The sequence below is a fragment of the Singulisphaera rosea genome (genome assembly GCF_054877945.1).
On the sequence record NZ_JBTYIP020000178.1, the window covers coordinates 1 to 255 of the forward strand.

Sequence of the window (255 nt, forward strand, 5' to 3'; positions counted from 1 at the left end):
GTCGGATCGTGTCGCGATGGAGCGTCGCCTCGACCCGTCGGCGACGGCCGAGGGCGAACGTCTTCTCGACCACGTCGAGGTCGCGGATCCGCCCCTCGTCGCGATTCGACGCGACGAGCGAGGTGACGTCCGGGAGTTTCTGGAGGGGGTCGCCGGTCTTGAATGCGTCGTATTCGCCCCCGAGGAAGCCCCCCCGCCCCGGCCATTGGCCCGGCAGGATCGAGACGTGCCGGGGGATGCCGGTTTCTCCCACGG

1 pseudogene is annotated in these 255 nt (G+C 70.2%); it reads right to left on the minus strand.

The features are described 5' to 3' along the window. Positions 1-255: pseudogene (locus ACYOEI_RS41410) on the minus strand (DUF1501 domain-containing protein); the annotation flags it as partial.